General features: G+C 57.2%; 22 protein-coding genes. 13 read left to right on the top strand and 9 right to left on the bottom strand.

All coding sequences use genetic code 11. From position 1 onward, the window contains the following. Positions 1 to 81: 81 nt before the first annotated feature. From AC6I7J_RS00850 to AC6I7J_RS00830, 5 genes are all read left to right on the top strand, one after another. A complete protein-coding gene (locus AC6I7J_RS00850) occupies positions 82 to 1,434 on the top strand; it encodes an MFS transporter (RefSeq protein ID WP_348880210.1) in 1,353 nt (450 codons plus the stop codon). A gap of 400 nt (positions 1,435 to 1,834) precedes the next feature. Then, the gene (locus AC6I7J_RS00845) at positions 1,835 to 3,208 is read left to right on the top strand and encodes a glycosyltransferase family protein (RefSeq protein WP_498006524.1); all 1,374 of its coding nucleotides are present in this window, start codon (positions 1,835 to 1,837) and stop codon (positions 3,206 to 3,208) included. 13 nt (positions 3,209 to 3,221) lie between these two features. Continuing rightward, positions 3,222 to 4,496: a glycosyltransferase family 2 protein gene (locus AC6I7J_RS00840; protein WP_498006522.1), complete on the top strand. Its 1,275-nt coding sequence runs from the start codon at positions 3,222 to 3,224 to the stop codon at positions 4,494 to 4,496. After that, entirely contained in the window at positions 4,496 to 5,902 is a 1,407-nt protein-coding gene (locus AC6I7J_RS00835; protein WP_166711928.1) for a radical SAM protein, read from the top strand. Before AC6I7J_RS00840 ends, AC6I7J_RS00835 begins: the two co-directional genes overlap by 1 nt. A gap of 48 nt (positions 5,903 to 5,950) precedes the next feature. Then, a complete protein-coding gene (locus AC6I7J_RS00830) occupies positions 5,951 to 6,736 on the top strand; it encodes a hypothetical protein (RefSeq protein WP_498006519.1) in 786 nt (261 codons plus the stop codon). 52 nt (positions 6,737 to 6,788) lie between these two features. On the opposite strand, the gene treC is transcribed toward AC6I7J_RS00830, so the two are convergent. The 5 genes from treC to mntP form a co-directional block, all read right to left on the bottom strand. Continuing rightward, the gene (gene treC / locus AC6I7J_RS00825; RefSeq protein ID WP_498006517.1) at positions 6,789 to 8,453 is read right to left on the bottom strand and encodes an alpha,alpha-phosphotrehalase; all 1,665 of its coding nucleotides are present in this window, start codon (positions 8,451 to 8,453) and stop codon (positions 6,789 to 6,791) included. Next, on the bottom strand, positions 8,437 to 9,879 hold the full coding sequence (gene treB / locus AC6I7J_RS00820) for a PTS trehalose transporter subunit IIBC (RefSeq protein ID WP_058770908.1): 1,443 nt from the start codon (positions 9,877 to 9,879) through the stop codon (positions 8,437 to 8,439). Before treB ends, treC begins: the two co-directional genes overlap by 17 nt. Before the next feature lie 270 nt (positions 9,880 to 10,149). Further along, positions 10,150 to 10,986: a fumarylacetoacetate hydrolase family protein gene (locus tag AC6I7J_RS00815; RefSeq protein WP_104094200.1), complete on the bottom strand. Its 837-nt coding sequence runs from the start codon at positions 10,984 to 10,986 to the stop codon at positions 10,150 to 10,152. A gap of 190 nt (positions 10,987 to 11,176) precedes the next feature. Then, positions 11,177 to 11,254 (bottom strand): stress response protein AzuC, encoded by a 78-nt coding sequence (gene azuC, locus AC6I7J_RS00810; protein ID WP_125310475.1) that lies wholly within the window; start codon positions 11,252 to 11,254, stop codon positions 11,177 to 11,179. Positions 11,255 to 11,373: 119 nt separating this feature from the next. Then, complete coding sequence (gene mntP, locus AC6I7J_RS00805; protein WP_021507902.1) at positions 11,374 to 11,946, bottom strand: manganese efflux pump MntP; 573 nt, start codon at positions 11,944 to 11,946, stop codon at positions 11,374 to 11,376. A 285-nt stretch (positions 11,947 to 12,231) separates the two neighbouring features. Between mntP and AC6I7J_RS00800 the strand changes: the two genes are divergently transcribed. Both AC6I7J_RS00800 and mqo read left to right on the top strand, forming a co-directional pair. Beyond that, complete coding sequence (locus tag AC6I7J_RS00800; RefSeq protein WP_132466520.1) at positions 12,232 to 12,477, top strand: DUF1158 domain-containing protein; 246 nt, start codon at positions 12,232 to 12,234, stop codon at positions 12,475 to 12,477. A 526-nt stretch (positions 12,478 to 13,003) separates the two neighbouring features. Then, the gene (mqo, locus tag AC6I7J_RS00795) at positions 13,004 to 14,614 is read left to right on the top strand and encodes a malate dehydrogenase (quinone) (RefSeq protein WP_021507903.1); all 1,611 of its coding nucleotides are present in this window, start codon (positions 13,004 to 13,006) and stop codon (positions 14,612 to 14,614) included. Between the two features lie 278 nt (positions 14,615 to 14,892). Here the strand turns inward: mqo and AC6I7J_RS00790 are convergent, their stop codons facing one another. Continuing rightward, a complete protein-coding gene (locus AC6I7J_RS00790; protein WP_058759374.1) occupies positions 14,893 to 15,480 on the bottom strand; it encodes a LysE family translocator in 588 nt (195 codons plus the stop codon). 135 nt (positions 15,481 to 15,615) lie between these two features. On the opposite strand from AC6I7J_RS00790, the gene AC6I7J_RS00785 reads away from it, so the two are divergent. After that, positions 15,616 to 17,106, top strand: a complete 1,491-nt coding sequence (locus tag AC6I7J_RS00785) for an aminotransferase-like domain-containing protein (RefSeq protein WP_150361661.1) — start codon at positions 15,616 to 15,618, stop codon at positions 17,104 to 17,106. Here AC6I7J_RS00785 and AC6I7J_RS00780 read toward each other — a convergent pair. After that, entirely contained in the window at positions 17,073 to 17,696 is a 624-nt protein-coding gene (locus AC6I7J_RS00780) for a glutathione S-transferase family protein (RefSeq protein ID WP_021507906.1), read from the bottom strand. The genes AC6I7J_RS00785 and AC6I7J_RS00780 overlap by 34 nt on opposite strands. Before the next feature lie 114 nt (positions 17,697 to 17,810). Between AC6I7J_RS00780 and AC6I7J_RS00775 the strand changes: the two genes are divergently transcribed. Continuing rightward, the gene (locus AC6I7J_RS00775) at positions 17,811 to 18,659 is read left to right on the top strand and encodes a PhzF family phenazine biosynthesis protein (protein WP_498006514.1); all 849 of its coding nucleotides are present in this window, start codon (positions 17,811 to 17,813) and stop codon (positions 18,657 to 18,659) included. Positions 18,660 to 18,709: 50 nt separating this feature from the next. Here AC6I7J_RS00775 and AC6I7J_RS00770 read toward each other — a convergent pair whose 3' ends face one another. Then, on the bottom strand, positions 18,710 to 19,468 hold the full coding sequence (locus AC6I7J_RS00770) for an SDR family NAD(P)-dependent oxidoreductase (protein WP_498006512.1): 759 nt from the start codon (positions 19,466 to 19,468) through the stop codon (positions 18,710 to 18,712). A 115-nt stretch (positions 19,469 to 19,583) separates the two neighbouring features. Here AC6I7J_RS00770 and AC6I7J_RS00765 point away from each other — a divergent pair, with 115 nt between their 5' ends. The 3 genes from AC6I7J_RS00765 to AC6I7J_RS00755 all read left to right on the top strand — a co-directional run bounded on the left by AC6I7J_RS00765 (position 19,584) and on the right by AC6I7J_RS00755 (position 23,159). Further along, a complete protein-coding gene (locus AC6I7J_RS00765) occupies positions 19,584 to 20,483 on the top strand; it encodes a LysR family transcriptional regulator (RefSeq protein ID WP_031279769.1) in 900 nt (299 codons plus the stop codon). 50 nt (positions 20,484 to 20,533) lie between these two features. Next, on the top strand, positions 20,534 to 21,535 hold the full coding sequence (gene yhjD / locus AC6I7J_RS00760) for an inner membrane protein YhjD (protein WP_166720081.1): 1,002 nt from the start codon (positions 20,534 to 20,536) through the stop codon (positions 21,533 to 21,535). Positions 21,536 to 21,824: 289 nt separating this feature from the next. Continuing rightward, entirely contained in the window at positions 21,825 to 23,159 is a 1,335-nt protein-coding gene (locus AC6I7J_RS00755) for an MFS transporter (protein WP_021507911.1), read from the top strand. A 323-nt stretch (positions 23,160 to 23,482) separates the two neighbouring features. On the opposite strand, the gene ilvC is transcribed toward AC6I7J_RS00755, so the two are convergent. Beyond that, complete coding sequence (gene ilvC / locus AC6I7J_RS00750; protein ID WP_021507912.1) at positions 23,483 to 24,958, bottom strand: ketol-acid reductoisomerase; 1,476 nt, start codon at positions 24,956 to 24,958, stop codon at positions 23,483 to 23,485. Positions 24,959 to 25,120: 162 nt separating this feature from the next. Here ilvC and ilvY point away from each other — a divergent pair, with 162 nt between their 5' ends. Continuing rightward, positions 25,121 to 26,002, top strand: coding sequence for an HTH-type transcriptional activator IlvY (gene ilvY / locus AC6I7J_RS00745; protein ID WP_021507913.1), 882 nt, complete (start codon positions 25,121 to 25,123; stop codon positions 26,000 to 26,002).

Raw genomic sequence — 26,002 nt, 5'->3', positions numbered from 1 at the left:
CAGCCCCTTAGGGCAGCCCGTTTCGCTGCCGCAGGAACCCCAAGACTGATAACGATAAGTACCCGAACCTGGGAGGTTGCAATGGAAAATACATCAACGCGCGGCGGCACCAACGCGCCAGCACCCGAGCACGCCGGGCAGGATTATGTGCCGGCGCGCGCCGATGTGGTGCGCTCTCCGCGCATCCGTAAGATTCAAATCACCGCCATGCTGCTGCTGCTGTTCGCCGCCATCATCAACTACCTTGACCGCAGCTCGCTGTCGGTAGCCAACATGACCATCCGCGAGGAGCTGGGTTTATCGGCCACCGAGATTGGCGTGTTGCTGTCGGCGTTTTCGCTGGCCTACGGTTTAGCCCAGCTGCCGTGCGGCGCGCTGCTCGATCGCAAAGGTCCGCGCATTATGCTGGCCATCGGCATGTTCTTCTGGTCACTGTTCCAGGCGGCGGCCGGGCTGGTGCATAACTTCACGCAGTTTGTGCTGGTGCGCATCGGGCTGGGCATTGGCGAAGCGCCGATGAACCCGTGCGGCGTGAAGGTAATCAACGACTGGTTCAACATCAAAGATCGCGGTATGCCGATGGGGATGTTTAACGCGGCGTCGATGATTGGTCTGTCGGTGGCACCGCCGATTCTGGCGGCGATGATGCTGGTGATGGGCTGGCGCGGCATGTTTGTCACCATCGGCGTGCTGGGTATGTTTCTCGCCATTGGCTGGTATCTCACCTATCGCGACCGGGATAACAACAAACTGAGCGGCGAAGAGATTCACTATCTGCAGGCGGGCAGCGTGGCATCACGCAAAGAGCCGCTGAGTTTCGCCGAGTGGCGTGGGCTGTTTAAGCAGCGCACCATGTGGGGCATGATGATTGGCTTCAGCGGCATCAACTATACCGCGTGGCTGTACATCGCCTGGCTGCCGGGCTATCTGCAGTCGACCTATCATCTGGACCTGAAAAGCACCGGCCTGCTGGCCGCCATTCCTTTCCTGTTCGGCGCGGCGGGCATGCTGCTCAACGGTTACGTGGTGGATTCACTGGTGCGTCGCGGTTTTGACGCGGTGAAAGTGCGTAAAGTGTCGATTGTCAGCGGCATGCTGCTCTCCGCGGCCTTTACCACCTTTGTGACGCGCGCCACCGACACCACCAGCGCGGTGACGCTGATTGGTATGGCGCTGTTCTGCATTCATTTTGCCGGTACCTCATGCTGGGGCCTGATCCACGCTAACGTCACGGCGCGCATGACGGCGTCAGTGGGCAGTATCCAGAACTTTGCCAGCTTTGTTTTCGCCTCTTTTGCGCCAGTAATTACCGGCTGGGTGCTGGATACCACCAAATCGTTCAGCCTCGCGCTGATGATATGTGCTGGCGTCACGGTGGTCGGCGCGCTGGCTTACCTGCTGCTGGTCAGAAAACCGATCACCGATGGGGTGTAAAACCAGGGTTTCTGCTTAATGCTCTTCTCCGGGTGCGCAGGTTATGCGCACCCTTTCTTCATCCGCCCGCCACACCTATTCCAGCCGCCGCGTTATCGCCTGATTCTGGATCTGATCAGATAAATTAAACTGCATGATGGCAATTACTATCCAGCACTATTAAGCCCGAAATAAGGAAAATATACTGCTAAACACGCCGGTAATAGTTATTATTTTAAGACAAAACTCAAAGACGAATATTATAAATCACCATCCTCAGCGCATTATTATCCATTAATGCATTAACGAAGGTGAATTAATTAGCCACAGTAAACTTTTGTGGATTGGATCAAAGTTTGACCGCATAATTTAACTTACCGTTCAGTCACTATTAATGTTCAGGTATGAGCGTGGTGACCAAATGGATTTACAACGCAAGGCCCTTTTTATCTCTTTTGATGCCGTGGCATTATCGGGTATTACGGTAGAAGCCACTAAAATTGCCGTTCGTTTACGCGAGCAGGGAATCATTTCCTTTCTTGATATCGGCTACGACATAAAAATTGATAAGGGAAACTTCGGACGCCCCTATTCCGAAAGTGAAATTAATTCGCTGAAGCATCATTTTACATTAGTCCGGCACGATGAAATTCGTCAGGTGGAAGGTTATAACCCGGCCTTTCTGCAATATATTCATGACGTACTGATTAATCATAGCCAGACGCTGGATGCCGCCGCAGAAAAAATCCTGGTGCAGCAGACGGAGAAAATGGCGCAGGCAGTGGCCAGCGCGCTGTGCGCAAAATGGCAGGCGCTGGATATTAATTATTTAATCATCGAGAACGGGACGCTGCCGGATAATATTATTTTTACCCGCGCGCTCTATCTGGCGATTGCGCAATACGGCGCCGCTAAACAGCTCGGCCGGTTTGTATTGTGGCGCGACCATGACCTGATGTGGAACAGCGAATCCACTTCATCGCGCTACGGCAGCGCGCCCTGGCCACATGCGGTCCGCCCGCAGCCCTCGCCGCATATCACCTATGTCACGCTGAACCAGGCACTGGCCTCACAGCTGGCAGCCTGGTGCGAACATCAGGTCGAAATTGAGGTGATGCGTAATACCTATCCTTTTGACCCGAGCCATCCGCGCAAAGATTTACGCCGCCAGTTTGGGTTGCTGGCGCAGGACAAGGTGATTACCCGCACTACGCGAATTATTCCGGCTAAGCGACTCGATCGGGATATTCACCTGTTGCATGCGCTGAACAGTGAACTTATCGCGCAGCATCAGCCACAGCGCGTTTATTTAATGGTCGCTGGCGATCCGCTGGAAGACAGCGTGCATTATCACGCATTAAAGCAATTAATTAGCCGGTTCCAGCTGGAGCGTTACGTCATCTTTTTTGGCGCGTTAAATCACGACTTTATGGAGCGTAATCCACAGGCCACCACCATTCAGGATCTTTATCACGCCTGCGATGTGGTGTCGTTTTTAACCGCATGGGATTACGACAGCTACGGTAATCCGATTGGCGAGGCGATCAGCCATCAGCGCTGTTATATCGCCACCCGCTATGAATATTATCACGAGGTGTATGGCCAGTACGGTTTTGAAGGCGAACTGATGGCGATTTCCGCCAGCCATGATGGCCTGCCGGATGCCGATTTTATTCAGCGCGTCAGTGCTTTATTACAGGATGACGCACGCCGCGACGCCATCGCCACGCGCAATTATCAGAAAGGAAAATCCCTGTTGTCGGATCACATCTTCCGGCAGATATTTAATGTGTAGTTAAGGAGTGACTATGGATAACCGTTGTTTTATTTCTGTCGTGCTGCCGGTTTATAACGAGGCAGCACGTATTAACGCGGTGCTGGAATCAATATTGCAGCAGCGTTCACCCGGCGGATTGTTTAATTTTGATAATCTGGAAGTGATCATGGTGGATAATAATTCCACCGATAACTCGGTCGCGCTGATTGAAGCCTTTGCCGCGCAGCATCCGCAGCTGACGATTCATCAGCTGCAGGAGACGGTGCAGGGCGTCTCTTCGGCGCGGAAAAAAGGCATGGATTTCGCCTCACAGCGCGCCGGTCTGCGCGACGAGGCCAGCGGCTTTCAGCGCAAGCACTACATTCTTTCGGCCGATGCGGACTGCACCGTTGATGCACTGTGGATCGACGAACTGGTCGGCACCATGATTGCGCAAAACGGCGATCTGGGCACCTGTAACTACTACTACGAAACCGCGGATTTCCACGAGCGCCCGCGGCTGTATGCGGAGATTGATAAAACGCTGCGCTGCCGCCACGCTTCCTTCTCCCTGTTTGGCGGCTTTCCGGACGGCAAAGGCTTTGGCGTCGAAAAGCAGCTGTACGATGAAGTGGGCGGCATCGAGATTTTTTACCAGCTGAAAAACGGTGAGTTTGTTGAACATCTGTCAGACGACTGGGATTTTGGCATCAAGGTGATCGCCGCCGGCGGCAAACCGGTGTATGCGCCCAATTCCCGCGTGCAGATCAACAGCCGCCGGGTGGATAACCTGCTGCACGAAGTGATTGAAGGCGTGGCCTACGGCCATAACGGCACCATCATCATGAAAGATGTGCGACCCACGCTCACCGCACTGACGCCGTTCACCGATGTCAGCGCAGAGCAGGCGCAGCAGGCGTGGCACTACTCGATTAAAGATTACGAGCCAAAAAATCTGGTGCTGCCGGTGTTGCTGAATCCGTCGCTGCTGCGCGACGATGCCGCGGTGATTGATTTCTTCACGCCAGAGGTGGCTGAACGCCTGTTCGCCCGCATTCACAGCATGATGCTGGAGATGAGCGTGACCGATTTCCTGCCGATTCACAGCTACAAAACCCCGGCGTTTCGCCTCTATTTTGAATTCCGCCATGAGCTGTTTGCCGCGCTGCGTCGTGCCGTCGGCGCAGAGATTGGCGAGCCACCGCCGCTGCCGGCCTGCTTTGCCCGGGTGACGGAAAATGATTTCGCCCGCTTTGTCTGGTATTACTGCGAAGATCGCGAATCCGGTGAGGCGCATAACTACTTTGCAAACGGCGGGGTGTTCTGATGCGTGCTGCCTGGCTGCAATCCCTGCAGGATATCGATCGTCACTATCCTCGCCCGGCCATATGCGAGGTGCTCAGCCGGCCGGAAAACGCCGATTTGCTGGAATACGTGGTGCATGATCCTTTTGGTTGCCATGTATTTCCCGGTGATATTGACGATTTCCCGCTGCCGAATTTTTTCCGCGCCATGCAGCACAGCCTGAGCCATGCGCCGCAAATTCATCTGTGGGCGTATATCCCTACCTGCCGCTACAAGTGCCATTTCTGCCAGTTTCCTACGGTGATTGTAAATCCGCAGTCGCCGCGCGCGCCTGCGCTGTTCCGCGATATCGTCGATCGCAACATTCAGGAGGCGAAACTGTGGCTGGCGCAGCTGCCGGCACTGGGTGAAGTGCCGGTGGGTGAGTTCAACCTGTTCGGCGGCACGCCCTCGCTGCTGCCACCGGATGAGCTGCGGCGCTTAATGGATTTTTACCGCAACCATTTCAACTTCCGCGAGGCCACGCTGCGCTTCGAAGGCGAGCCCGGCACGCTGACGCGCGAATTCCTCGCGCAGCTGCGCGAACTGGGCTTCAGCAAACTGTCGTTTGGCGCGCAGTCATTCTCAGATCGCCTGATCAAAGGCTGTGGTCGCCTGCACAGCGCGGATGCCTGCTACAAGGTGATTCGTGATGCGCGCGAGCTGGGCTTCGCCCTGGTCAGCGTCGACCTGATGTATGGCCTGCTGGGACAAACGGTGGACGACGTGCGTGACGATCTGCAGCAGGCGCGCGCGCTTGACCTGTCGCATCTGGTGTTCACCAAGCTGCACATGAAGCCGTTCGCCGAGAGCCGCACCGGCGTGTCGGCGGAGGGAGAAAATGCCTGGCAGCGTAAGAATGCGGCGATGCCCAGTCTGGGTCAGCAGTATCAGATGCGCGCGCTGGCCGAACAGTGGCTGGATGGCGATTACCTTGAACATCCCACCATGTATTTCCACCATCGCAGCGCACCGCCGGAGAAGTGGAAAGCGATCATTACCGATCTCGACCAGCAGGCGCCGGAAGTGGCGATTGGCCTTGGCGGCAGCTCCAAATGTGCCGGCGCGGAGCTGATTAACCTGACCGACTACGCCGATTATCAGCGCGCACTGGATAACGGTGAGCTGCCGATCGCCTCGGTGCGCGGTATGTCGCCGGATCAGCAGGCCATCAACGGCTGCAAGATGGCGCTGTCAACGCTGATTCCTCTCGACGATGTGCTGTTTCAGCAGAAGTTTGGCGTCAGCCTGTTCGCCCAGCCGACCATCGCCCGTGCGCTGCGTGAGTTGCAGCAGCGCGAGTTAGTGCACAGCGATGGCCGCTATGTCACGCTCACCCCCGCCGGCCGCGTGCTGGTAGAAGCCATCATCAACACCCAGTTCGACTAAACCGCCCTTACCTCTCAACGGCACGCGACGGCGTGCCTGGAGCCTGTTATGTCCCAGTCTGTTTATAGCTTTTTTTATATCGCCATCGACACCGAAGCGGGCGTCACCGCAGAACAGTTTGAAACCTTCGTGCGCGAAAAAGGCGTGCATCTGCCCTGCTATCCCGGCTGGCGCTGGACGCTGTTTCGCGGTCTGCGCGGCGAGCGCGTCGATCAATACCTGATGCTGTTTGAAATGAAAGATGCGGCACAGCGCGCGCGCTTTATGCAGGATGACGGTGAACTTACCGCCGAGGCAGAGCACTTCTGGCACCTGCATCCCGACGCGGACGTGCTGCTCAGCGAGTGGCGCCAGCTGGCGACCTTCGCGCGGCGCCCGACAATTTTCACCCATTTCGATCTGCTGGCAGAGAATCCTCACAGTACGCTGCCGGGTGGCCCGCGATTTGATGCCCGCAGCGGCACCGCGCGCATTCTCGGTACCCACTATCTGGCGCTGCGACCGGGCGTGCAGCCGCAGGAATTTGAGCAATTCATCGCGCAGAATGCCGCGCGTATCGTTGATTATCCCGGCTGGAAGTTTCATCTGCTGAAAGGTCACAGCGGCAACCGGCTGGACGGCTATGTGGTGATGATGGAGATTGAGAGTGAAGCGGCGCTGAATGTGTTTTATCCGCAGCCTGATATCGCCACCGCCAGCGCGGCTGACTTTGCGCGCGCGCACCGGGATACCAAACAGATGTATGAAGAGTGGAAGCAGCTGGCGTCCTTTTCCGGTTCGCCGCAGCTGTATACCGATTATCTCGCCGTGGCGGAATGTGGCACGCTGAAGTGAGTGCTGGCGGCGCGCTCTGCTCATTGCTGAAACGCGCCGCCGGTTTTCTCCGTTACGACTGGTAGTAATACACCGCTTCAAAAGGCCGCAGGTGCGTCAATGCCCCAGGCGGCGATGCCTCACTGTAATTACTCATCAGCACCTGCCAGTTACCCTCAACTTCCGGCAGCAGCAGTGGCTGCGCGCTGTGACTCAGGTTCGCCACCACCAGCAGGCTTTCACGTGGCGAATTGCGACGATAACACCAGATGTGTGACGCTTGCGGTGCCAGATCCTGATAATCGCCCTCGGTGAAGATAGCGTAACGCTTACGCAGCCGAATCAGCGTTTGGTAGCCATAGAACACCGAGTTGCTGTCGAGCAGCGCGTTAGCCGCGTTGATCAGCGTATAGTTATCCGCCACGCCTATCCACGGCTCACCCCGCGTGAAGCCGGCATTGGCGCTGCTGTCCCACAGCATCGGCGAGCGGCTGTTGTCGCGCGATTTGCTGGCCAGAATCGCCAGGATTGCCGCCTCCGGCTTGCCCTGCGCCAGCCACGCAGTGTAGATGTTGTGGCTCTCGATATCCTGATACTGCTCAATGCGGGTAAAATGAGGGTTGGTCATCCCCAGCTCTTCGCCCTGATAGATATAGGGCGTGCCCTGCATGCCGTGCAGCAGCATCGCAAAGCATTTTGCTGAGGCGATGCGCAGCGCACCTTCATCACCAAAGCGCGTGACGATACGCGGCTGATCGTGGTTACACCAGAACAGCGCATTCCACGCCACGTCGTGCATCCCGCGCTGCCACTCCGCAAAAATCGCCTTGAGCTGAACGAAGTCCGGTGCCGCCAGCGTCCATTTGTCGCCCTGGGGATAATCCACCTTGAGATGGTGGAAGTTAAAGGTCATCGACAACTCGTTTTGCGCCAGCGAAGCATAGCGCTGGCAGTTGGCCAGCGTGGTCGAGGACATTTCCCCCACCGTCATCAGCCCGCGCGGCGTGAACACATCGCGGTTGAACTCCTGCAGGTAGTCATGGATGCGCGGGCCATCGGTGTAGAACCTCCGCCCGTCATGACCGGGCAGATCGTCGCTAAAATCCTGGTGCTTCGACACCAGGTTGATCACATCAAGCCGCAATCCATCGACGCCTCGATCCGCCCAGAAGTGACACACCTGCTTTAACGCCTCGCGCACCGCCGGATTTTCCCAGTTGAGATCGGCCTGCTCCGGCGCGTACAGGTGCAGGTAGTATTGCTGACGCCGTTCGTTCCACGCCCAGGCGCTGCCGCCAAACTTAGACTGCCAGTTGTTGGGTGGCGTGCCGGGCACCCCGTCGCGCCAGATATAGAAATCGACGTACGGCTGTTCACCGGCTTCGGCACGCTTAAACCAGGCGTGCTCGGTCGAGGTGTGGTTGAACACCATATCCAGCACCATGCGCATACCGCGCCGGTGCGTCTCCGCCAGCAGGTGGTCAAAGTCGGCCATGGTGCCGTAGGCGGGATCGATGGCGGTGTAATCCGCCACGTCGTAACCGTTATCAATCTGCGGCGACACATAGATCGGCGTCAGCCACAGCGCATCGACGCCCAGCTGCTGCAGATAATCCAGCCGCTGGATCACACCTTTGAGATCGCCGGTGCCGCGCGCCCCGCTGTCCTGAAAACTTTTGGGATAGATTTGGTAGATCACCGCCTGGCGCCACCAGGGATATTCAGCGTGCCTGTTCATGTTGCACCTCGGCCTGGCTGATGATGGCGGTTGCCGCTTTACGTTTGGTGATGATGATGGTCAGCAGCAGCGGAACCAGAATCGCCACCAGAATCGCCAGCGAGTAAACCGTCCAGTACTGTGGCTGAATCGAGAGGATGCCCGGCAAGCCGCCCACGCCGATGCCGTTGGCCATCACGCCGTTGAGGCCGCACAGCAGCGCCGCCAGCGCAGAGCCAATCATGGCGCACAGCATAGGGTAGCGGTACTTGAGGTTGACGCCGTACATCGCCGGCTCCGTTACGCCGAGCCACGCTGAAATAGCGGCCGGCACGGTGAGGTCGCGTTCAGCACGATCTTTGTTAGCGATAATGATGCCGACCACCGCAGCACCCTGTGCAATATTGGACAGCGCAATCAGCGGCCACACCGGCGTGCCGCCCATGCTCTGAATCATCTGCAGATCAACCGCCAGCGTGGTCTGATGCACGCCGGTGATCACCATCGGCGCATACAGGAAGCCAAACAGCGCGGCACCAATCGGCGCGAAGCTGCCGGTCATCAGATGACGCACCGCGAAGGCGATGCCGTCGCCAATCAGACGGCCAAATGGGCCAATCAGGCTGTGGGCGAGGAAAACCGACAGCAGCAGCGCACACACCGGCACCACCACCAGCGTCAGATAGGCGGGCACGATACGTTTTAGCGCCAGTTCGATTTTTGCCAGCGCCAGCCCGGCCAGCAGCGCCGGAATCACCTGCGCCTGGTAGCCGACCCGATCAATGCTAAACCAGCCGAAATTCCACACTTCCGGCACCTGGCTGCCAATCAGATACGCATTCATCAGCTGTGGTGAAACCAGCGTAATGCCCAGCACAATCCCAAGGATTGGCGTACCGCCCAGCTTGCGCACCACCGACCAGCAAATCCCCACCGGCAAATAGAAGAAGATCGCTTCGCCAATCAGCCAGAGGAAATCGTACAGCCCTTTCACACCGGGATAGAGCTGCACCAGGGTTTTATCATCCGCCACGGCAATATCGCCGAGCACGTTACGGAAACCGAGAATTAAACCGCCGCTAATTAACGCCGGTAATAACGGGAAAAATATCTCGGCAAAATGGGATAATAATGCCTCGTGCCATTTCATCTGGCTGCGCGCCGCAGATTTAATCTGCTCTTTAGAGGTCTCACTAATATTTAGTGCTTCTACTAACGCTTTATAATAAGTGTCAACTTCGGTTCCAATAATTACCTGAAACTGTCCGGCAGAGTTAAAGCATCCTTTAACGCCGGGCGTGGCGCGGATGGCCTCTGGATCGGCCTTGTCGACATCCTGCAGCACAAAGCGCAGGCGGGTAATACAGTGCGAAAGTGACAGAATATTTTCCCGACCGCCCACGCGGTCAATGAGATCGTTAATGATCTCGCGACTGATGGTTTTCATTATCATCCCTTATTTCCATGCCGGAATCGGCAGTGGACGATAATACGCCGCTGCTTTTAATTTTAACTATAGCAAAGCGAGGGAATTAGTTGGCGATCACAAAAATATTTACGTAATACATTGCAGGAAAATTAACTTAACAATAATTATTTAACCTGATAACTAAATCTGCGCCATATAAATATAAATTCGGGACATTTCGTATTGTTGAATATTTATTTAAACGGTAGCGCGGTGGCTGTGCAACGTTTGCCACCGCGCAGCAATGCGTCAGACGATGCGGTGGCGCAGACGACCAATCTTCTCAATTTCCACTTCGATCTCATCGCCAGGGAACATAAACAGCGGTGGCGTACGCTTTTTCCCCACGCCGCCCGGTGAGCCGGTGATGATGACATCGCCCGGTGAAAGCGGACTAAACGCCGAGATGTATTCAATGATCTTCGCCACCGGATGCACCATGCTGGCCGTGGTATCGTTCTGCACTTCACGCTGATTCAGCCAGGTTTTGATCGCCAGCTGCTGCGGGTCCGGGATGTCGTCGGCGGTGGTCATCCACGGGCCAAAGCCGCCGGTTTGCTGCCAGTTTTTGCCTGCGGTAAACCAGGTGAACTGCATGTCGCGCACCGTGGCATCCATAAAGCAGCTGTAGCCCGCCACATGCTGCAGCGCATCGGCGGCTTTTACCTGATAAGCCGCTTTGCCGATGATCACCGCCAGCTCGCCTTCGTAATCAAATTCAGCCGTGGTCGCCGGTTTCAGCAGGGGCTGCTCGTGCGCAGCCAGCGAATCGGCAAAGCGCACGAACAGCGTCGGCGCGTCGAGCGTGGCGGCAAACTCCTGGCGCTTGTCGGCATAGTTCATACCAACGCAGAAGACTTTGCCTGGGTTTTCCACCACCGGCAGGAAGCGAATCGCGCTGAAGGCATAGTCCACCGGCTCGCTCAGGTACACCTGCAGGTCACTCAGGCCACCGCGCTGCAGCAGAGTTTTCAAATCCGGACAGCTGTCGCCCAGCCGCGCACCGAGATCGATCACGCCGTCGGGTTGCACGATGCCATAACTTTTTCTTGCCTGGTCAATAAGAGAAAAACTGCACAGCTGCATGATGGCCTCAATGTTATAGAGAATTTGCGCGCAGGTTATCAAAAGCCAGACGGAAAAGCGGTATGACCTGAGGGTAAAGTAATTAATGTTTGTGAGTTTTGGTGACAGAGGTGCGCAGAGGGGAACGGCGCCGGGTGATAACCACAGGTCGATCCCTGACCGCGATTATCGAGGGTTTCTGGCGGAGCGCTTAGTTTAAGGCGCCCGGCGGTACGTGTTTGAAGGTCTCAACATAAGAGCGAAACACGGAGCGGAAAAAACGTTTCATGGTGCACCTGATACAAAAATTGTTGAAGAATTACGCGAAAATTATAACGCCCGCGCATTTTTCACGCAATTATTTTTGAACCAGATCACAAAAATGCGCCCACCTCAGGGTGCCAGACGTTAACGGAACAGCCCTAAGTGCTCAATCAGGATGGTGCAGCCAATACTGATCAGTACCACGCCGCCCAGCACTTCCGCCCATTTGCCCATTACCGGACCGATAAAGCGGCCGACCAGCACACCGGTGGTCGCCATGATAGTGGTAGCCGCACCGATGGTGAGCGCGGTGAGCACAATGTTAACCTGCAGGAACGCGAGGCCAACCCCCACCGCCAGCGCATCAAGGCTGGTCGCTACCGCCGTCAGCGCCAGTACCATAAAGCCGTGGCGCTGCGGCGCTTCGCACGGCTCGTCGGCCGTCTGACGGAAACCTTCCATGATCATTCGTCCGCCAAGAATGCCCAGCAGACCAAATGCCACCCAGTGATCCCACGCCATAATGTAGTGGCTGGCGGCCAGCCCGATGGCCCAGCCCACCAGCGGCGTCAGCATTTCAATGACGCCAAAAATCAGCCCTGTGCGTAATGCTTCTTTGAAACCCGGACGATACAGCGACGCGCCTTTGCCCAGTGCTGCAGCGAAAGCGTCCATCGACATACCAAAGGCCAGAATCAGGGTTGCGATAAATGTCATGGTTTTCAGTCAATGCGGTGAAATAAGACGATTAAGCCTGCACTTTGTCCGCATATCGGGTTCAGTAATGAAAAAGTGCGCGCAGTCTAGCACGCTAACCCGTTAAAAAAAAGACAACAAAATCATGGGTTTAAGTATAGCAAAGGCTATAACTCTTAACTGCCGCTATTTCTGCAGCTAAGTGGATGGAATAGAAGAAATTTCTTAACGCGCGCTGCTGCGGGGATTGCACCGCGCCGCGGTTTTATGCGCTAATGCCCGCGCTAACTGATTTGGAATGATGCGATGAAAAACCCGTTTGAAACGCTGATCATCCCGGGCGGCATTCTGCTGCTGGGCTTTCTTTCGGCGCTACTGCTGCCCGCCCCTTCGTTTGGCGTGGCGCTGGCAAAACAGCTGCAGCAGGCTCTGCATCTGCAGGATGTGAATCAGCTGTACACCATAGTGTTCTGCGTCTGGTTTTTGCTGCTGGGTACCGTTGAGTTTTTCATTATCCGCTTCGTCTGGCGCCGCTGGTTCCAGCTGCGCTGAACGGTGCACGTGATGCATTTTTCTTCTGACGGGCGCCTGACACGGTGCCCAAATTAAAAGTCACACAAATGTAACATTATTTTTACACGATCTGGCGAAACATCAGGCAACATAAAATCCGCATAAAAAATCAATTTCGCTAAAACCTATCGTTTTCAATGGGTTAATTTGTGATCCAGCTCACCGTGTGAAATCAACCCTCTCCATTTCCCTCACACTGTCGCAACAACTACGTTACTATAACTGCCTGATTAGGGGATAAAAATCCCTTATGACAGCGCCGTCGGGCTGATTAATTCTTATGCTGAATCATTTCTGCATTTAAAAAATAAACAAACGTTTAATTCCGATACGAGAATGTTATATTCGAATGCATATGCATAACGTGCAGTTAACCGTTATCACACCTATGGCTTAAACCTGAGTCTTAACCTTTGAGAAATAGCGCAACGCGCTTGCAAAAAGCGTGGCTGTTTCGCCTGCGAACCTGTTGAGCTTCAGGGCAACAGAGAGGAGATGTCGCCTCATGAGCAACACTGCGGTAAATCTGGCGCTAGCCGCCGCTGGCATGGAAAGCACACACCTTCAGGAACGAAAAGACGTAGATGTCCTGCTGATCGGCGCAGGCGTGATGAGTGCTACCTTAGGCACCTGGCTGCAGGATCTCGAGCCAGACTGGTCGATTGAGATGGTCGAGCGGCTGGATGATGTCGCGGTCGAATCCTCTAACGGCTGGAACAATGCCGGCACCGGCCACGCGGCGCTGGCCGAGCTGAACTATACGCCCGAAAGAGCGGATGGCAGCATCGACATTGCCAAAGCGGTGGCGATTAACGAATCCTTCCAGATTTCCCGCCAGTTCTGGGCGTATCACGTACAGAAAGGCAACCTGAGTAATCCACAAAGCTTTATTCACAGCACGCCGCACATGAGTTTTGTCTGGGGCGAGGCCAACGTAGCTTTCCTGCGCAAGCGCTTCCAGGCGCTGCAGAAAAGCACCCTGTTCCGCGGCATGAACTATTCCGAAGATCGTGACCAGATCGCTGAGTGGATTCCGCTGGTGATGAACGGGCGTGACCGCAAGCAGAAAGTGGCGGCCACCTGGACCGACATGGGCACCGACGTTAATTTCGGTGAGGTGACGCGCCAGCTGATTGCCGCGCTGGAGAAGAAAGAGAATTTCCGCCTGCGTCTGCGTCAGGAAGTACGCGACATCAAGCGCCTGAGCGATGGGCGCTGGCAGGTAAGCCTGCACAACCTCGCCAGCGGTGAGTCGCGTGTGCTGACCGCGCGCCAGCTGTTTATCGGTGCCGGCGGTGCCGCGCTGCCGCTGCTGCAAAAAACCGGCATCCCGGAAGTAAAAGGCTACGCCGGTTTCCCGGTGGGCGGCTCGTTCCTCGTCACGGAAAACCCGGACGTGGTGGCGCAGCACATGGCGAAGGTGTACGGCAAAGCCAGCGTGGGCGCACCACCGATGTCGGTACCGCACGTTGATACCCGTGTGCTGGATGGCAAGCAGGTGCTGCTGTTTGGCCCGTTTGCGACCTTCTCCACCAAATTCCTCAAGCAGGGCTCGCTGCTGGATATGTTCGGCGCGATGAACAGCAGTAACCTGCTGCCGATGATGCAGGTTGGGCTGAAAAGCTTCGATCTGGTGAAATATCTGGTCGATCAGGTGCTGCAGAGCGATGACGATCGTATGGAAGCGCTGCGCGCTTATGTGCCGCAGGCAAAACAGGAAGACTGGAAGCTGGTCACGGCCGGTCAGCGCGTACAAATCATCAAAAATGATGAAAAAGAGGGCGGCGTGCTGCGTCTCGGTACCGAAGTGGTCACCTCGGCCGACGGCTCGATCTCTGCGCTGCTGGGCGCGTCACCGGGTGCCTCCACCGCAGCACCGATTATGCTGGAGCTAATGGCGAAAGTATTCCCGGAGCAGATGCGCTCGCCAGAGTGGCAAACCAAAATCCGCGCGGTAATCCCGTCGTGGGGCCGCAAGCTGAACGGCGACGTGGCACTGACCGAGAAGGTGCTGGCCGAAACCAGTCGCGTGCTGCAGCTGGATTACGCACCGGTCATCACGCCGGAAGCCGCCAACGACGAAGGCCGTGAAACCGCCCATGTGGTGGGCAAGTAAGCGGCGACGCCTGTTCCTTCACCGGTAAATACAGACCTGCCTGAGGCCGCAATCGCGGCCTCTTTTTTTGATTACGGTGTCGCCTTTTGGATGATGCAATCCCTGACGGTTCAGCCAGGGATTTATTCACCAGGAAGCGCGCGTTTGTTAGCGGCACAATACATTGCACATTGCGCGATAAATCGCGCCGCTACATCAGGGTGCGTCGTACGGCTTCGTTAACTGACCAGCCCCCCCATATTGTGCCCCTGCTTACCGCGCCATCCAACGCCGTGGCATCAGCTCAACAGCAGCGCGTCATACAGCATCCAGCCGGTGGTTGCCACCAGCGACAGCGCCATTAGCGTATTGAACGCCTGACGTTTCCACGCAATCTGCAGGTGATGGCGCAGCCGATCGCCCAGCGCTGCCCAGATTAAAATGCACGGCAGGTTGAGGGCGGCAAAGCCGAGCAGCACCGCCAGCACACCGTTGCTGTTGGCGTACATCAGCGCCACGTTGGTGACCATCAGCCAGGCTTTGGGATTCACCGCCTGGAAACACACGCCGCCCAGCAGGGTCATCGGACGCGGACGTTCGCGCAGCTGCGGCGCACCGGCGCGGAAGATTTTCCACGACAGCCACAGCAGATAGCTGCATCCCACCACCGTCAGCGGCAACCGCACAGACGCCATCCAGTGCAACAGCAGCTCCAGCGCCACGCTCGCCAGCAGCATCTGTAACGCACAGCCGAGCAGGATGCCAAACAGCATCGGCAGCGTGCGCCGGAAGCCAAAATTGACGCCGGACGTGGCCAGTAACAGATTGTTCGGACCCGGTGTAATCGACATCACCGTAACGTAGCTAAAGAAGGATGGATCGAGCATGGTGCGTTTCCCTGAGAATCAACGAAACACCATGCTAATGCGCAAATTACAATGGCAACAGAGACACAAAATCACTATTGTGATGGATACAGTTAAGGCAATTTTAAATTGTACCTATCGCGCGCGGAGGCTTTTGTGTCCCTTCCTCTCTCATCCGGCCAGACGCTGTACCAGCAGCTGGCGGACAGTTTTGCCGAATCTATCCATCAGGGCACGCTGAAGCCGGGTAAGCGCCTGCCGGCCATCCGGCGCGTGGCGCAGTCGCACCAGGTCAGCATCAATACCGTGTTAAGTGCCTGGCATATCCTGGAAGATCGCGGCCTGATAGAAGCCCGTCCGCAGTCGGGCTACTACGTGCGTGGCGTGCTGCCCGCGGTGACGCGACCGCTCAGGCCAATGAGCGCCAGCGTTAATGACCCCAGCACGCAAAAATTGGAACTGATCGAGCAGGTGTTCGCCGCGCAGAATCACCCCGACTACACCAATATTTCGCTGGCCTGCCCGCAGGATAGCGAACTGTTTCCGGCAGCGAAACTGGGACGCATTACCGCCTCCCTTATTCGCCGCGATAACGACATCATTGGTCGTTATGCGCTTCCGCCGGGTAGTGAGCGCTTACGGGAGGAGATTGCGCGCCGTAGCCTGCACACCGGCCTGAATCTGACTGTCGCGGACATCACCCTGACCCACGGCTGCATGGAGGCGCTGCAGCTGGCGCTGCGTGCGGTGACGAAGCCGGGCGACTGCGTCGGGCTTGAATCGCCGACCTACTTCTTTCTGTTCCCGCTGCTGGCCTCACTCGGGCTGAAGGCGCTGGAAATCCCCACCGATCCGCAAAACGGCCTGTCGCTGGATGCGCTTGAGATGCTGCTGCAGGAGCAGCGCATTCAGGCGCTGATCGCCATGCCGGGCGCGCAGAATCCGCTGGGCTACGTGATGCCGCTGGAAAATAAAAAGCGTCTCGCGAAGTTAGTGAATACTTACCACGTTCCGCTGCTGGAAGATGGGCTGTATGACGAATTGCAGTTTGACTGGCCGCTGTCGCCACCGGTCAAAGCCTTTGACCGCGACGGCTGGGTGATTTACTGCACCAGCTTTACCAAAACCGTCGCGCCCGATTTTCGCGTGGGCTGGACGGCTGCCGGCCGCTTCCACCCGGCGATTGCGCGGCTGAAAGCGGTATCGTCGATGACCGAATCAAAACTGCTGAGCGAAACGCTGGCCGAATTCCTCGCCAGCGGCGGTTATGATCACCATCTGCGTTCGCTGCGGCGTCGCTATGCCGCCAATCTGGATGCGGCGCGCGGCATCATTGCCCGTCACTTCCCGCAGGGCACGCGCGCTACCCTGCCGCGCGGCGGCTTTGTGTTTTGGGTCGAACTGCCGGGCAAGGTTGACACGGTGGAGATGTTCCATCGCCTGTTACAGGAGCAGATTTGCGTCACGCCAGGCGCGCTCTATTCGCTGAGCGATCGCTATCGCCATGCGCTGCGTCTCTCCTGCTGCTATCCGTTTGATGAGCGTTACACCTGGGCACTGAAACGCACCGGCGCGCTGGCCTGTGAAATCACCGGTCTCGCGCCGGGTCAGGATCAGGGCTTACCGTTGCGGCCCCAGGTAGTGTAACCCTCGCGTTCGGTCAGCCGCTCGTAATAGGTTTGCACGGCAGGGAAGTCCGGATGGTCGAGCGGGGTTTCAAACCAGCGGTTCACCGCCAGGCCAACCGGAATATCGGCCAGGGTAAAGTTACGGCCCGCGACGTAGCGCCCGGTTTTTTCCAGCTGCTGATTAAGAATACCCATGGTGTGGCTCCAGCCTTTGATGGCGGCAGCCAGCAGGCGCGGATCCTGATGGGCTGGCGAATTGCGCACCAGCGACATAAAAGCATAGCGCCATGAGGTGTTGAGCTCAGTGGCCTGCCAGTCCATCCACTGATCGACCGGCGCGCGCGCGCGCGGATTATCCGGGTAGAGCCATTCACCGCCGTTGCTGTTGGCGAGATAGCGCAGAATCGCGTTGGACTCCCACATCACGAAGTCATCTTCGATGATCACCGGCACCATAGCGTTGGGATTGAGCGCCATAAACTGCGGTGAGTGCAACGACTGCGGGTCTTCGCCCCACGGCTCGTGCTCCCAGGCAATATCCAGCTCTGAACAGAGCCACAGCACTTTACGAACGTTGATTGACGAGTTACGGCCCAGAATTTTTAACATAGCGGACTCCGCTGGCAGAATTGTTAATCTATTCATAGTCCTGTTAGACGCCTTAAGCAATCAGCAGGATGTAAATCCGGATTTCAGACAACCTCAATGAGGAAAGGAGCGAACATGCAGGTGGCGTTTAAACAAGTGGATGTGTTCTCCACAGGCGCGTTCAGCGGCAATCCGCTGGCGGTGATTATGGATGCCCAGGGTCTGAGCGACGCACAGCTGGCGGCCATCGCACGCTGGACCAATCTGTCGGAAACCACCTTCGTGCTGCCACCACAGGATGCCACAGCCGACTATCGTGTGCGCATCTTTACGCCTGGCGGCGAACTGCCGTTTGCCGGACACCCCACGCTTGGCACCGCGCATGCCTTGCTGGAAGCCGGCTGGCCCCTGAAAACAGCGGGTAAGATTGTGCAGGAGTGCGGCGTGGGCCTGGTTGAGGTGCAGATTGGCGCTGACGGTACGCTGGCCTTTGCCGCACCGCACGCCAGCCTGACGCCGTTCAGCGATGCGCTGATGAGCAGCGCACTGCACAGTGACGCGTTCGATCTCAGCCAGACGCCAGCCGTGGCGGATATGGGGATTCGCTGGCTGTTAGTTCCGATGAGCAGCGCGCAGGCGGTGCTGGAGGTGGTCACCCAGGCGGACGATTTACTGCGGCTGCAGCAGCATGCGGGTGTGAACGGCATCGCCCTGTTTGGCCCGCTGCCGCAGGACGCAGAGGCGCAGTACGAGCTGCGCGCGCTGCTGGTCGAGAACGGTAGCCTGGTCGAAGATCCGGTCACCGGCAGCGCCAACGCCTGTCTGGCACGCTATCTGGCGGCGCAGGGCCAGCGGCAGGATTACTGTGCGCGTCAGGGCAGCGCCATCCAGCGTGCCGGTCGCATTGTGGTGCGTTTTGCCGGTGAGACAATCTGGATCGGCGGGCAAACTCTCACCCTGATTGATGGCACGATTGAGGTGTAAAACGGGCGCTGCTCCGTTCGTTAACACGATTCGATCGCAGCGCGATGTTTTTACAGTGCCTGACCGCCAGAGGCCTCGATGCGCTGGGCGGTAATCCAGCTGGTTTCGTCGCTCAGGATCGCGCTGATGGCATCACCGATGTCATCCGGCAGACCAACGCGGCCCAGCGCGGTCACTGAAGCGATATGCGCGTTCAGATCTTTGGTGTCGCGCACGCGACCGCCGCCAAAGTCGGTTTCAATCGCCCCTGGCGCCAGAATGTTGACGCGAATGCGGCGCTCGCCCAGCTCCTTCGCCTGATAGCGCGTCAGCACTTCCATCGCCCCTTTCATGGCGGCGTAAGTACCTGAACCCGGCAGCGTCATACGCGTCAGACCGCTGGAAATGTTCAGGATGCGTCCACCATCGGCGATCAGCGGCAGCAGTTTCTGCGTCAGGAAATACGGCCCTTTAAAATGTACATTCACCAGCGCATCAAACTCCTCTTCACTGGTTTCGGCCAGCAGCTTGTAATGACCGTGGCCAGCATTGTTCACTAAATAATCAAAGCTGTCGCGCTGCCAGGTTTCGTTCAGCGTTGCTTTGACCCGCGCCGCAAAGTCATCAAACTGCTTACTGTCGCCCACATCCAGCTGCAGCGCCACCGCACGCGCGCCCAGCGCCTCAATCTCCTTCACGACCGCCTGCGCTTCTTCAGCATGACCGCGCCAGGTAAACAGAATATCGACGCCCTTAGCGGCCAGTTTTAGCGCGCCATTCTTGCCCAGACCGCGGTTACCGCCGGTAATCAATGCAATTTTATGAGACATGTTTCGCTCCGGTTGGAAAATTGAACACGGATTAAGGATATTCGCGAATAATTGATCTATAAACGCAGGGGAATACACAGCACTGTTTCACTAACAACAACAATCGGTGAACAACATGGATAAAATTCACGCTATGCAGGTGTTTGTGCGGGTGGCAGAAATGGGGAGTTTTACCCGCGCGGCTGAGAGTCTGGGTTTACCCAAGGGCAGCGTGTCCCGCCAGCTGCAGGCGCTGGAAAACCAGATGGGCACACGCCTGCTGCACCGTACCACGCGCCGTGTGCATCTCACCCAGGATGGGCTGGTGTATTACGATCGCTGCCTGGATTTGCTGTCGATGCTGGATGATATGGACAGCCTGTTCCAGCACGATCCTGCCACGCTGAGCGGCAAGCTGCGCGTCGATATGTCGGTGGCAATGGCGACCGGTTTTATCCTGCCGCGTCTGCCGGAGTTTTTGCAGCATTATCCGGGCGTGGAGATTGAACTGAGCAGCAGCGATCGTCAGGTTGATGTGATTCGCGAGGGCTTTGACTGCGTGTTGCGCGTTGGCGAACTGAAAGATTCCGGCCTGATTGCGCGAAAAATTGGCTCGCACGCCTTGATCAACTGCGCCAGCCCTGGCTACCTTTCCCGCTTCGGCATGCCGGTGCGGCTGGACGATCTCGGCCAGCACGCCATGGTGCACTATACCCAACAGTTGGGGCAGCCCTCGCCGGGCTTTGAGTACTTTGATGGCAAACAGTGCCACTATGTGCAGACCGGCGGCGTGGTGACGGTAAACAGCACCGAAACCTATCGCGCCGCCTGTATCGCCGGGCTGGGCATTATTCAGGTACCGGCGATTGGCGTGCAGCCGCTGCTGGAATCCGGCCAGCTGGTCGAAGTGCTGCACCACTTCCCGGCCAAACCGATGCCGATTTCCCTGCTCTATCCTCACCGTCGCAACGTGGCGCGCCGGGTGCGGGTGTTTATGGAGTGGCTGAGTCAGGTGCTGCAGGAATACGTGACCTGAATGGGCAGGCTATAATTTTATTTTCGCTGTGAACAGGATGCAGAAGGTCTATGACGGACAAAACCACAAAAGCCTCAGCGGCTGAAGCTAAGCCGCTGATTGATATCAAAACCGGGAACAAAACGGTGGATGGCTCGATCAGGCGCGTCTCACGCTTTGCCGCCTGGTTTCAGGCGATCCCGGCAGTAGCGCACTTTTTGCGCGCGCTGGAGCGCTTTAACGATCGCCTCGGCAGCCAGTTTGGTGCGGCGATCACCTATTTTTCATTTCTTTCGCTGATACCGATTTTGATGGTCTCCTTTGCGGCGGTCGGCTTTGTGCTGGCGTCCAATCAGGACCTGCTTTCTGAGTTGATCAACAAAATCGTTAACAGCATCAGCGACCCGACGCTGGCCACTACGCTGAAAAATACCGTGAATACCGCGATTCAGCAGCGCGCGACTGTCGGCCTGACCGGTTTGCTGCTGGCGCTCTACTCCGGCATTAACTGGATGGGTAACCTGCGCGAAGCGGTGCGCGCCCAGTCGCGTGACGTATGGGAACGCAAGCCGGATGACCAGGAGAAGTGGTGGAAGAAATATCTGCGCGACCTGGTTTCGCTGCTGGGTCTGATGCTGGCGCTGGTGATTACGCTGTCGCTGACCTCGATTGCCGGCGCAGCGCAGGCGGCGATCGTGAATGCGCTGGGGCTGGGCGATATCGAGTGGCTGCGGCCGGCGATGACCATTATCGCGCTGTCGATCTCCATCTTCGCCAACTATCTGCTGTTCCTGTGGATTTTCTGGATCCTGCCGCGCCATAAGCCACGCAAAAAAGCGCTGCTGCGCGGTACGCTGCTGGCGGCGATTGGGTTTGAGGTGATCAAGTTTGTTATGACGCTGACGCTGCCGAAGCTGGCGACGTCGCCCTCCGGCGCCGCCTTTGGATCGGTGCTGGGGCTGATGGCCTTCTTCTACTTTTTCGCGCGTCTGACGCTGTTCTGCGCCGCGTGGATCGCCACCGCAAAATACAAGGATGATCCCGAGATGTCGCAGCCGCATCACCCGGCGTAACGCGACAATTCAGTTACATTTGCCGCAACAGCAAAAAATGTTTCCTGCTGGCTACTAAAGCAGCAAAAACCAGCAGGAAACGCTGGAGGGTCACTTTTATTTGGCCCTTTTGCAGAGAATCACGCCAGAAAAGCCGCGCTTCCCCTTCCCATCCGCCGCCGATTGCCGTAACTCAGAAATTATCCTCTTTTTCGCCGCTAAAGCCCGGTCTGACGCGGTTTTTCGTCATTGAATGCGGCAAAACAGGTGCGTAAGATTCTTTGTTTACATTTACAATTAAGAAACAGTTATGCAAGCCTCCATCTCCGAAACACCCGACCAACCACACGACGGCACACCGGTTAACTCACGCAGTAAAGTGGTAGTTGCCTCGCTGGTCGGCACTGCGATCGAATTCTTCGATTTCTATATCTATGCCACCGCCGCGGTAATTGTTTTTCCGCATATCTTCTTCCCGCAGGGTGACGCTACGGTTGCCACGCTACAGTCGCTGGCCACCTTCGCTATCGCCTTCGTTGCGCGCCCTATTGGCTCCGCGCTGTTTGGTCACTTTGGCGACCGCGTGGGCCGTAAAGCGACACTGGTTGCCTCGCTGCTGACCATGGGCGTTTCTACCGTACTGATCGGCCTGCTGCCGGGTTATCAGACCATTGGCGTGGCGGCACCGCTGCTGCTGGCGCTGGCGCGTTTTGGTCAGGGCCTGGGACTGGGCGGCGAATGGGGCGGCGCAGCGCTGCTGGCCACCGAGAACGCCCCGGCGAAGAAACGCGCGCTGTACGGCTCGTTCCCGCAGCTGGGCGCACCGATTGGCTTCTTCTTTGCCAACGGCACGTTCCTGCTGCTCTCGTGGCTGCTGACCGATGAGCAGTTCATGAACTGGGGCTGGCGCGTGCCGTTTGTGCTCTCTGCGGTGCTGGTGATTATCGGTCTGTATGTGCGCGTATCGCTGCATGAGAGCCCGGTGTTTGCCAAAGTGCAGAAAGAGAAGAAACAGGTGCGGATCCCCATCGGCACGCTGCTGAGCAAGCATATGACGGCGACCATTCTCGGCACGTTTATCATGCTGGCGACCTATACGCTGTTCTACATTATGACGGTGTATTCGATGAGCTATGGCACCGCGCCGGCGCCGGTCGGCCTCGGTTATTCGCGCAACAGCTTCCTGTGGATGCTGATGGTGGCGGTTATCGGTTTTGGCGTGATGGTGCCGATTGCCGGCCTGCTGGCGGACCGTTTTGGCCGTCGCAAAACGATGATCACCATTACGCTGATGATCATCGCCTTTGCGCTGATGTTCCCGCTGCTGCTCGGCTCCGGCTCGCAGATTCTGGTGATGGGCTTCCTGCTGCTCGGCCTGAGTATTATGGGTCTGACATTCGGCCCGATGGGCGCGCTGCTGCCAGAACTGTTCCCGACCGAAGTACGCTATACCGGCGCGTCGTTCTCTTACAACCTGTCGTCGATTCTTGGTGCCTCGGTGGCGCCTTATATTGCGACCTGGCTGAATGCGAACTACGGCTTGCAGGCGGTGGGCTTCTATCTGGCCTCCATGGCGGTGCTGACGCTGATCGCGCTGATCGCCTGTAAAGAGACGCGCCATCAGACGCTGTATGAAGCGGTGTGATTGATTGCATATTGACAGAACCCGGCTCCGGCCGGGTTTTTTATTGGCGGTGTGGGGATCGTGCGGTGTGTCCCTCACCCTGGCCCTCCCGGCCCTCTCCCCGGCCCTCTCCCGTAAACGGGAGAGGGAGCGTCCGCGCGATGTTGATAGATAAGTGTAGAAACATCAGCCCGCACCGAACGGTTCCCTCTCCCGCCAGCGGGAGAGGGCCAGGGTGAGGGTGAGGGTGAGGGTGAAAAAACCCTTCTGCCCCCAGACATAAGACATAAAAAAACCCCGGCAAGCCGGGGTTTGATTGGGCTGAAAACTGTGTCTCGCGTGCCTTAGCCCGCGACGGCGATGCGTTTCATGTCGGTCATATAGCCACGCAGTTTGCGGCCAACGGCTTCGATTGGATGCTGGCGGATCGCTTCGTTCACGTCGCGCAGCTGCGCGTTATCCACCTGCGTGCCTTCTACCGCTTTGCCCAGGTCGCCAGGCTGCAGCGTGGTCATAAACTCTTTCAGCAGCGGAACGGCCGCGAAGGAGAACAGGTAGTTACCGTATTCTGCGGTATCGGAAATTACCACGTTCATTTCATACAGACGCTTACGGGCGATGGTGTTGGCAATCAGCGGCAGCTCGTGCAGCGATTCATAGTAAGCCGACTCTTCGATGATGCCCGCGTCAACCATGGTTTCGAATGCCAGCTCAACGCCCGCTTTCACCATCGCGACCATGACCACGCCTTTGTCGTAATACTCCTGCTCGTCGATTTTGCCTTCGAACTGCGGGGCATTTTCGAACGCGGTTTTGCCGGTCTCTTCACGCCAGGTCAGCAGGTTTTTGTCGTCGTTCGCCCAGTCAGCCATCATACCGGAAGAGAATTCACCCGAGATGATGTCATCCATGTGCTTCTGGAACAGCGGTGCCATGATGGTTTTCAGCTGCTCAGACAGTGCGTAAGCGCGGATTTTTGCCGGATTAGACAGACGATCCATCATCAGCGTGATGCCGCCAAACTTCAGCGATTCGGTGATGGTTTCCCAGCCGAACTGAATCAGTTTCTCGGTATACGCCGCGTCGTGACCTTCGGCCACCAGCTTGTCGAAGCACAGCAGTGAACCGGCCTGCAGCATACCGCACAGAATGGTCTGCTCGCCCATCAGGTCTGATTTGACTTCTGCCACGAAAGACGATTCCAGCACGCCTGCACGGTCGCCGCCGGTGGCTGCAGCCCAGGCTTTGGCAATCGCCATGCCTTCGCCTTTTGGATCGTTTTCCGGGTGAACAGCGATCAGCGTTGGAACGCCGAAGCCACGTTTGTACTCTTCACGCACTTCGGTACCCGGGCACTTCGGTGCCACCATCACCACGGTGATGTCTTTACGGATGGTCTCGCCCACTTCGACGATGTTGAAACCGTGAGAGTAACCCAGCGCGGCACCGTCTTTCATCAGCGGCTGAACGGCCTGCACAACGGCAGAGTGCTGCTTGTCCGGCGTCAGGTTAACCACCAGATCCGCCTGCGGGATCAGCTCTTCGTAAGTACCCACTTTAAAACCGTTTTCGGTGGCTTTACGGAACGATGCACGCTTCTCAGCGATGGCTTCAGCGCGCAGTGCGTAAGACACATCGAGGCCAGAGTCACGCATGTTCAGACCCTGGTTCAGGCCCTGCGCGCCGCAGCCGACAATGACCACTTTCTTACCTTTCAGGAAGCTAGCGCCATCCGCGAATTCATCGCGCGACATGAAGCGACATTTGCCTAACTGCGCTAACTGATTGCGCAGATTCAATGTGTTGAAGTAGTTAGCCATGGGTACTCCGCTCAGATGTTGTGTTTGCTTTTGTTCAGTAACGGCGCCGGATTTAGCGCCGCGAATGACCCCATCATATGACAGGAAATCTGTTGCTTAAATTGATATATTAACAACGTCACATTGCAGAATTTGCAACATCACGCTGAGGGCAAAACGCGCATGGATTTACGAGACCTGAAACTGTTTCTTCACCTGGCGGAAAGCTGCCACTTTGGCCGCACCGCGCGCGCCATGCACGTCAGCCCGTCGACATTATCACGCCAGATTCAGCGGCTGGAAGAGGATGTCGGACACGCGCTGTTCCTGCGCGACAACCGCACCGTGACGCTGACCGAAGCCGGCGAGCGGCTGCGTCAGTTCGCCCAGCAGACCCTGCTGCAGTATCAGCAGTTGCGCCATGTCATGGACCTCAACGGTCCGTCGCTGAGCGGCGAGCTGCGCCTGTTCTGCTCAGTAACCGCCGCCTACAGCCATCTGCCGCCGATTCTCGACCGCTTTCGCGCGGAGCATCCGCAGGTGGAAATTAAACTCACCACTGGCGACGCCGCCGATGCCATTGAAATGGTGCAGTCCGGCGAAGCGGATCTGGCCATCGCCGGCCGCCCGGAGTCGCTGCCCGCCAGCATCGACTTTACGCCGCTGGGTTTGATTCCGCTGGTGCTGATCGCCCCGGCGCTGCCCTGCCCGGTGCGCAGCCAGGCGACGCAGGAACAGCCGGACTGGTCGCAGATTCCCTTTATCCTGCCGGATCAGGGGCCGGCGCGGCGCGGTATTGATTTATGGTTTCGCCGCCACCGCATTGCCAACCCGCAGATTTACGCCACGGTGTCTGGCCATGAGGCGATTGTGTCGATGGTGGCGCTCGGTTGCGGCATCGCGCTGCTGCCGGATGTGGTGCTGGAAAACAGTCCGGAACCGGTGCGCAATCGCGTGCTGACGCTGGAGAATGTCGAGTCGGTGGCACCGCTGGAGCTCGGCGTATGCGTACAAAAAAAGCGGCTCGGGGAGCCGCTGATCAATGCTTTCTGGCACCTGCTGTAG

It is taken from the genome of Type-C symbiont of Plautia stali, assembly GCF_059730935.1.
The sequence above is the reverse complement of the archived record's forward strand: the minus strand, read 5'-3'. Positions and strand labels throughout refer to the sequence as shown.

Excerpts from the sequence above, each read along its gene's own strand:
- AC6I7J_RS00850 (WP_348880210.1), top strand. The coding sequence starts at position 82 with ATGGAAAATACATCAACGCGCGGCGGCACCAACGCGCCAGCACCCGAG.
- AC6I7J_RS00845 (WP_498006524.1), top strand. The coding sequence starts at position 1,835 with ATGGATTTACAACGCAAGGCCCTTTTTATCTCTTTTGATGCCGTGGCA.
- AC6I7J_RS00840 (WP_498006522.1), top strand. The coding sequence starts at position 3,222 with ATGGATAACCGTTGTTTTATTTCTGTCGTGCTGCCGGTTTATAACGAG.
- AC6I7J_RS00835 (WP_166711928.1), top strand. The coding sequence starts at position 4,496 with ATGCGTGCTGCCTGGCTGCAATCCCTGCAGGATATCGATCGTCACTAT.
- AC6I7J_RS00830 (WP_498006519.1), top strand. The coding sequence starts at position 5,951 with ATGTCCCAGTCTGTTTATAGCTTTTTTTATATCGCCATCGACACCGAA.
- treC (WP_498006517.1), bottom strand. The coding sequence starts at position 8,453 with ATGAACAGGCACGCTGAATATCCCTGGTGGCGCCAGGCGGTGATCTAC.
- treB (WP_058770908.1), bottom strand. The coding sequence starts at position 9,879 with ATGAAAACCATCAGTCGCGAGATCATTAACGATCTCATTGACCGCGTG.
- AC6I7J_RS00815 (WP_104094200.1), bottom strand. The coding sequence starts at position 10,986 with ATGCAGCTGTGCAGTTTTTCTCTTATTGACCAGGCAAGAAAAAGTTAT.
- azuC (WP_125310475.1), bottom strand. The coding sequence starts at position 11,254 with ATGAAACGTTTTTTCCGCTCCGTGTTTCGCTCTTATGTTGAGACCTTC.
- mntP (WP_021507902.1), bottom strand. The coding sequence starts at position 11,946 with ATGACATTTATCGCAACCCTGATTCTGGCCTTTGGTATGTCGATGGAC.
- AC6I7J_RS00800 (WP_132466520.1), top strand. The coding sequence starts at position 12,232 with ATGAAAAACCCGTTTGAAACGCTGATCATCCCGGGCGGCATTCTGCTG.
- mqo (WP_021507903.1), top strand. The coding sequence starts at position 13,004 with ATGAGCAACACTGCGGTAAATCTGGCGCTAGCCGCCGCTGGCATGGAA.
- AC6I7J_RS00790 (WP_058759374.1), bottom strand. The coding sequence starts at position 15,480 with ATGCTCGATCCATCCTTCTTTAGCTACGTTACGGTGATGTCGATTACA.
- AC6I7J_RS00780 (WP_021507906.1), bottom strand. The coding sequence starts at position 17,696 with ATGTTAAAAATTCTGGGCCGTAACTCGTCAATCAACGTTCGTAAAGTG.
- AC6I7J_RS00775 (WP_498006514.1), top strand. The coding sequence starts at position 17,811 with ATGCAGGTGGCGTTTAAACAAGTGGATGTGTTCTCCACAGGCGCGTTC.
- AC6I7J_RS00770 (WP_498006512.1), bottom strand. The coding sequence starts at position 19,468 with ATGTCTCATAAAATTGCATTGATTACCGGCGGTAACCGCGGTCTGGGC.
- AC6I7J_RS00765 (WP_031279769.1), top strand. The coding sequence starts at position 19,584 with ATGGATAAAATTCACGCTATGCAGGTGTTTGTGCGGGTGGCAGAAATG.
- yhjD (WP_166720081.1), top strand. The coding sequence starts at position 20,534 with ATGACGGACAAAACCACAAAAGCCTCAGCGGCTGAAGCTAAGCCGCTG.
- AC6I7J_RS00755 (WP_021507911.1), top strand. The coding sequence starts at position 21,825 with ATGCAAGCCTCCATCTCCGAAACACCCGACCAACCACACGACGGCACA.
- ilvC (WP_021507912.1), bottom strand. The coding sequence starts at position 24,958 with ATGGCTAACTACTTCAACACATTGAATCTGCGCAATCAGTTAGCGCAG.
- ilvY (WP_021507913.1), top strand. The coding sequence starts at position 25,121 with ATGGATTTACGAGACCTGAAACTGTTTCTTCACCTGGCGGAAAGCTGC.